We start from the raw sequence: 6,695 nt of genomic DNA, 5'->3' as shown, positions 1-6,695 counted from the left end.
TCTCCTCAACTCTTCCTTGCTCAAGCACGTCCCAAAAGGTAAGTCCTAGGGGCACCACTAACACAGCAATCAGCACTAACGAGAATCCCCAGTTTAAAGACCGGCTCAGTTCAGTACTCTGAGCATATCCGCTAAAGACATAGACGATCATACAAGCTAGGTTAATCCCAATCAGGTTAGTAATATAAAGGAGAAATGCCCCCTGACTCAAAGTCCATTCTCCCTGGGATAGGGTTAACCCAACGACACAAAGGGGAGGCATTAGGGCTACTGCAATTGCTGTCCCTGGTACCGCATCCTCTAAAGACGGACGAATTTTAGAGAAACCACTAATTCCCCCGGCCACGATCGCAACCAGTAAATCAATCAGATTGGGTTGAGTTCTTGCTAAAACTTGGGCTCCAAATTCAGGGAATCCGATAACTGTACCAACCAACCAAGAACAACTTATACCGAGTACGGTGCCTACAGCAATAGAAACAAAACTACTCCGTAACAGTTGCCAATCTCCTTCCAAGGTAGCAAAGGACAATCCTCTTAAGGGCAACATCAGAGGAGCAATAATCATCGCTCCAATAATCACCGCAGCACTGTTGAGCACTAGTCCAAAGGTGGCAATTAAACAAGAGCTAATGATTAAGACTAAGAAATTGAGGGTAAGTTCTGATTCTTCAAATAGAGAATTCCTTACCATCATAATTGGAATTGCCTTTAAGCCAAAGTTCCTGAAAAGATTCAAGGTTTTGGAGACTCTAGTTTTAGTCTTTTGAGTCTTTTGATTATTTTGGTTTTCCTTTTCCATAGATAATAGACGATGCTCCTGACTATTGAGCTTAATTATCTTTCACCAACACATATTGACAATTGACCATAATTAAGGTATAATATACGACTTCACAATCTGACTGGTAGATCGGATAATCATTAGGTAACGTTACTGCTCCTACCAGTCAGTACTATTACCTGAGCCGATTGTCAATGAATTCTATTTTTTCACCAATTCAACAGTTACTGATCACTTGGCTACTAATCTTAATAACTGGATCGGTCAAATCCTGTTAGGCTTGTTTATCACAGCTACCCTATGAATGGGTAGTGCTATATTCGTGGTATCCGTAGGACTACAGCAGATCAAAGACAACTTCATTGCTCCGAGAGTTCTCCGTAACTTGACCGGTTTATCCCCAGTGATTATCTTTGTCTATTTGCTATTGGGAGTTAAACTGGGAGGATTGTTGGGGGTAATTCTCGCAATTACCCTCACAGGTGTCGTGAAAAGTCTAGTGGAAATTATTAGGGAATCGGGAATCGGGAATCGGGAATCGGGAATCGGGAACAGTTGAGAGTCAATTTAAAATGGAAAATTAATAACCATTAAGCTTAATACTAAGTGATTAACCAGACTCATACAATCTCTCTTCTGCCTAGAGTGACAAAAGAGAGATAATGACATTAAGAAGTTGACAAATCAGCTTATATCATGTCCGGATAATTAGTAATCAAAAACCATCTCCGATGAAACCTTACTCCTTTACTTCTGCCTTCTGCCTTCTGCCTTCTGCCTTCGATTCGGCCAAGGGTGTAAGTATTCAACCGGAGATGATATTACAATCCCAGAGCCGAGCGAGTTGTAGCTCCAACGATTCCATCTACTGTTAAATCTTTTAGCTTCTGGAATTCCTTAACAGCTTTCTCAGTAGCGGGACCAAAAACGCCATCTACCTCGACAGTAATAGTTGCTTTAACTAAAGCTTCCTGAACTTCGCGAACATCCTCACCTTCGAGATAGGGTTGAGTCAGGCTGAGTCTTCTGTCTGGAAGAGATTCGTTAGTTTTTCCAAAGCCAACTATAGGGGCTTGATTCAGTCGCGCGTCAGTATTTCGTCCGTAAATCCCATCTTCAGCAATGGGTTTGTCCGGATTGTATCGGTTCCAGAGTCGCTGAAACGCTTTAACTGCAACAGGACGAATGTTTCGTGTACCTCTGCCAATATAGTCAAAGTGAGGCCTATCCGCAGGTCCAAACCACCTCCAACCCTCTCGCTCTAGATAGGGTCTCCAGCCTTGCTCGTCATTAATATCTAGGGCTAAACCACTCTGGTGATTACTTCTACCAGGAGGGGCAACCACACCAATACCACAGCGTCTAACTTTACCATGATTGAATAGCATTAGTTGCTGAGCAATAGTTCGGTAAGCAGAATTGACCGAAAGGGTGCGACCACGAGCCTTAATTGCCCGTGCCAAGGACTGCTTAGCTACTGCCTGAAGGAAAGGGTGAACTGCTGGACCATTAGCCACATCTAGGTCGGCAAAACTGACCAAGCTATTGGGTCCGATGCTATTCATTTCATCAATCAGCTGCTGGTCTAGTCCCCCCAGGATAGAAGTAGAGCAGCCAGGAGCCTGTCGAACAGTAGTTAATCGATTTTTTGCGATCGCTTGTGTGTGGATCAGGGTTTCAAGTTGATTATCTATCAGGTTAATTTGGTGACAATGCTCACAAAAATCTGCATGTTCTGTTTGTTCTGATTCAAGATTGCTTTCGAGATTGCTATAGTCTTTCATAACTATAAATTTAGGATATATACCTAACTCAATGGTTTACTCTAGTTGCTTTCCCTGAAATCTTGCACCACTGTCACTAGCCGTAGGTTCGGCAATATAGCGCTACGCGCAAGGCAATAGGCAATAGGCAATAGGCAATAGGCAATAGGCAATAGGCAATAGGCAATAGTTACCCACGGGTCGCACCTTTTTCTGCTTGTATCAATTTCAAACACCTTAATGCGTAGTGCTATATTAAGTTATCCCTAGCTTAATCTTAGAGTGGAATAATTGCCCACTATAACGACTCAGGTGCAATAAAATTTCAGTACTATTTTGATTATCAGCAATACAATAATCCTTTGACAGTACCCTTGAGGGTACTTTTTTTGGACTCGTTAGTGATTTAATTTGATATAATTAAAGATTGTGCCAGATGTGTTGAACAGGCAAAAGGGAATAGGACAGAAGTAGTTTTCGAGATGTAACGGCTTGTGTCTAGGTTAAGTATAATCCTGAATCGTGATTATTCACTAATGACTAATTAATACAGCGTTGCTTAATAATGGAATGATTTTAAGAGTAAGGTCGAATGGGCATCTTGCGTGGAACGGGCATCTTGCCAGTTTCATGCTTATTTTCTCGCGGGCAGGATGCCCACTCTACTCCTATTCATTCCCAAATTCAGCAACGCCTTGTTCTTAATATATTTCCATTAAAAATCTGCTTTATAAACTACTGATAGGTCGATTTTTATAAATGGATAATCACCAAAGTAGGGTAAGGATTTCGGCGTTGCTGAATCAAGGAATGAATGCATGATAATCTGGTTGTGCTCAAGCCCCCTAAATCCCCCAACTTTGGGGGACTTTGAAAGTCTTTTTCCCCCCAAAATTGGGGGGCTAGGGGGGCAAAACCATACTCAGAATCAGCAACGCCAGGATTCCAAAAGAGTAAGATCAAGGACTGCGATTGCTTTCAGTATCAGCGATCTGATCACGTTCCTCTGTAACTGCCCCAGACTCAGAGGTCGGTGGCTGAATTTTTTCTTCCAGTGAACTAGAAGTGAACTGAGGCAAGAGCATCAAGATGGCAGTACCAATAGTCAGAAGAAATTGCACAGCGAAAATTAGGCGTTGAGAGTTATCTGCTATCGATATACTAGAATTAACTAATTGCCCCAGTAAATTTTGAGGCGGTCTGGCAGGGTCAGAGTGCATGAGAGCAAGAGCAAGAGTAACTATTTGATCAACGTTTTCCTTGGGATACAAAACCTCAACAGTTATCTCAGTTAATTCAAACCACAAAATCCTTTTGTGCTCTACGCAATAAATAATCCAATCTCCTGTAGACAGCTGGAAATGATAGCAGTTAGGTCTATGGAAATCTACTGGCCTCTCTCCTATTATTTTTTTGCCCTTGCGCAACCTATCTAAAAAGTCTTGATAGGCGGTGTAGGACTGAGGAGATAAATGACTTCTGGCGTATTGGCGGACTTGTTTTGTTTGTTTGACGGCAATCTTCATTCTGAACTCCTTTAGAAGGAGTCCCCAAAGGGCTGCTGTCTTGAGGAGAAGACTGATTTCTTAACAACTCTTCAGAGTCCAACGCCTTATCCGAAGCTTCCTGCAACAATTGTGATGCGGTTGAATCCAAAAGCCGAAGATAGTACTGCAACTGGGCGTATTCAGGCATTGAAATGACAGCCGCATACTGTTCACCATCTTTGGTGACAATATGGGGCTGACCCTGGCTAGCTGACTCAAGACAGCTGTCCAGCGTCTGAAGTAATTGAGAAGTCGAAACTTCTACTTCTAGACGAGAGCCTCTCATGAGGTACTCCATTTCAATTGCCGAATACACCAAGCGCTGACCACCAAACGGATTTCTTTCTGCCGCTAAACAATTTACTTTTGTTTACAATTAACTACTTTTACTTTTGTTTGTTTACTTTTGTTGTGAATTATGTTGTTTGTTTACTTCTCTTCTAGCACCTACTCATTATTCCTTACGCTACATTAATTTAATGTCTATTGGGGTGCGCGCGGAGGCAAGTAATTCGGGTTTTCAAGGTGCGGGAGAAAGAAACCACATATATACTAGCAAATTTTAGAAGGGTTGAAAGAGTTGGCACGAAGGAACTTTTCCGCAACTTCTTGCACTTCGGGGTTTTCCGATACCTGGCACAGGCTTTCCAGAAAACAAATCTGCCCAGGTGAGGACTTCTTCTTACTGTGCTTACCCTTGATTTTCATTCCAGCTAATAATTTGTTTAAGAAGGATTATGCGATCGCGTAGCGTGACCAAAGGTCAATCGCAAAAGTCCTGAACGCTTATCCCTGCTTGACTTCAGGTGCTGGAGGAGCTAATCCGGATCTCGAAATGTCATGCTTTCCCCCATAAGCTGATAGCTGATAGCTGATAGCTGATAGCTGACAGCTGTAGCAATCCGTGTAGGAATTGAGAGAATTTTGATGCCATATTCCCTACTCCCGTCTTGATGCAGTCGCTCATGGGGGAAACCCCCAAGACCGCGCTGCATCGCTACTCCCTACTCCCTACTCCCTGTTCCCTGTTCCCTGTTCCCTTTGCTATGAATGCTTACTTACCAACTATCTGTACTCTTAAATTATCCTGAATCCTTATAGACAAATGAGTTTAGCTCTAATCAAGTCCCGTCGGACATTGATAACCTTAACAGTTACAGTTGCCATTGTATTAATTTCACTCAAAGCAGCAAGTGCAATACCATTGTTTGGTGCCGGTGCTTCATTTCCCGAACCCCTTTACCAGCGTTATTTTTCCCAATACCAACAAGAAACCAGCGTTAACGTAAATTACAGCACCATTGGCAGTGGTCGTGGCATTGAGCAATTCATTAACGAGTCTGTTGATTTCGCTGGCACTGATATGCCCCCAACCGATGACGAAAAAAGTCAGATGAAACGGGGCTTGCAAATGGTGCCCACAGCCGGGGGAGCTGTGTCAGTCATTTACAATCTCCAAGGTGTAGTGAGTTCTGTTAGACTATCTCGCGAGACTCTAGGCAAAATCTTTACAGGTCAAATCGGCAATTGGAAGCAAGTTAACACTTACCTGCCCAGAAGAGTAATATCAAATTCGGTTGAATAACCATACTTCCGTCGTTAGGAGAGCAGAGAACTAGCGATTTAGCACGGTCTTGGGGAGGCAGTGCCTTCAGGCGGGGGTTCCCCCCATGAGCAACTGCTATAGTTTCCAGCATGAGCGACAGCATCAAGACTGCCGAGGTACACAGGATTTTTTCCCTGATCCAAAGTTCCCTTTTCCCTACTCCCTACTCCCTACTCCCTGCTCCCTAAAACCTAGGTAGAGTTAGTCCCTGGTTCAATAGGTAAACAGAATCAACCTCCCACCCTTGGACGGCATTTCAATTTGAAGGTTGTTGCCTTGCACATCCTTACCATTGAATTCGTATATAACGTCTGTGGCCCGGACGCTCCTCCTAATCACAGTAGGCTGGAAGTCAGGTAGCCAGACTCTTAGACCTTTGAGTACTTCTGGAGGTACCTGACTTTGGTCAATTTCTTCTTCAACCTGCTGAATTTCGCCAATGGCATTGACATCCACTTCAAAGCGGTTGCCCTGGGAGTTCTGACCACTCAGTCCATAGATTAGCTTGCCATCACCCCCAATCTCGATTGCTGCATCCGTGGGTGAGACACCAGCAGCAACAGTGGCCGCAGTAATAGCAGGAGCTGGCACTTCAGAGATAGAAATCTCCTGATATATCCCCCCAAAGCTTTGGGCAAATGCCTTGCCAGCTGGGAGACTAAGTGCAAGGAATGAAACCAGTGTCAAGCTAAATTTTCGCAGTAAACTCATCTCCATGTCACACCAAAAAAATGTTTCCTTTCTTGTAAAATAGCATTAAACTTGGCTTAGAGTTTTCTAGTAAACTCTCTGATGAGATAAATTTGATTGCCCACTATTGATTGCCCACTTATAACGCCAGTAAAATTGGCGAAACTTTAGACTTGAAATAGTCGTCATATAAATTATATTGTTATGTAAGCTATCAGCTATCAGCTATCAGCTATCAGCTATCAGCTAATGAGGTGCTTTTGAATAAAACAAGTAAGCATTGGTTTAATCTCTGTTACATCAGC

The 6,695-nt window shown here is 43.1% G+C and carries 8 protein-coding genes; 4 read left to right on the top strand and 4 right to left on the bottom strand.

From position 1 onward, the window contains the following. A partial coding sequence (locus tag F6J94_RS27710) for a DUF389 domain-containing protein (protein WP_293046248.1) occupies positions 1 to 802 on the bottom strand: 802 nt, incomplete at its 3' end. Positions 803 to 1,088: 286 nt separating this feature from the next. Here F6J94_RS27710 and F6J94_RS27705 point away from each other — a divergent pair. Then, the gene (locus F6J94_RS27705; RefSeq protein ID WP_365973433.1) at positions 1,089 to 1,343 is read left to right on the top strand and encodes an AI-2E family transporter; all 255 of its coding nucleotides are present in this window, start codon (positions 1,089 to 1,091) and stop codon (positions 1,341 to 1,343) included. A gap of 262 nt (positions 1,344 to 1,605) precedes the next feature. Here the strand turns inward: F6J94_RS27705 and F6J94_RS27700 are convergent, their stop codons facing one another. Next, positions 1,606 to 2,568: a peptidoglycan-binding protein gene (locus tag F6J94_RS27700; protein ID WP_293046245.1), complete on the bottom strand. Its 963-nt coding sequence runs from the start codon at positions 2,566 to 2,568 to the stop codon at positions 1,606 to 1,608. Positions 2,569 to 3,506: 938 nt separating this feature from the next. After that, entirely contained in the window at positions 3,507 to 4,073 is a 567-nt protein-coding gene (locus F6J94_RS27695; protein WP_293046243.1) for a hypothetical protein, read from the bottom strand. Between the two features lie 986 nt (positions 4,074 to 5,059). Between F6J94_RS27695 and F6J94_RS27690 the strand changes: the two genes are divergently transcribed. The 3 genes from F6J94_RS27690 to F6J94_RS27680 all read left to right on the top strand — a co-directional run bounded on the left by F6J94_RS27690 (position 5,060) and on the right by F6J94_RS27680 (position 5,899). Further along, entirely contained in the window at positions 5,060 to 5,185 is a 126-nt protein-coding gene (locus tag F6J94_RS27690) for a hypothetical protein (RefSeq protein WP_293046240.1), read from the top strand. A 14-nt stretch (positions 5,186 to 5,199) separates the two neighbouring features. Continuing rightward, positions 5,200 to 5,679 carry a substrate-binding domain-containing protein gene (locus F6J94_RS27685; protein ID WP_293046237.1) on the top strand — a complete coding sequence of 160 codons (480 nt, stop codon included), beginning with the start codon at positions 5,200 to 5,202 and terminating at the stop codon, positions 5,677 to 5,679. Positions 5,680 to 5,764: 85 nt separating this feature from the next. After that, positions 5,765 to 5,899: a hypothetical protein gene (locus F6J94_RS27680; RefSeq protein WP_293046235.1), complete on the top strand. Its 135-nt coding sequence runs from the start codon at positions 5,765 to 5,767 to the stop codon at positions 5,897 to 5,899. 14 nt (positions 5,900 to 5,913) lie between these two features. Here the strand turns inward: F6J94_RS27680 and F6J94_RS27675 are convergent, their stop codons facing one another. Next, on the bottom strand, positions 5,914 to 6,411 hold the full coding sequence (locus F6J94_RS27675) for a hypothetical protein (RefSeq protein ID WP_293046232.1): 498 nt from the start codon (positions 6,409 to 6,411) through the stop codon (positions 5,914 to 5,916). Between the last annotated feature and the right edge of the window lie 284 nt (positions 6,412 to 6,695).

The organism is Moorena sp. SIO1F2, from assembly GCF_010672755.1.
Classification (GTDB): Bacteria; Cyanobacteriota; Cyanobacteriia; order Cyanobacteriales; family Coleofasciculaceae; genus Moorena.
The sequence above is the reverse complement of the archived record's forward strand: the minus strand, read 5'-3'. Positions and strand labels throughout refer to the sequence as shown.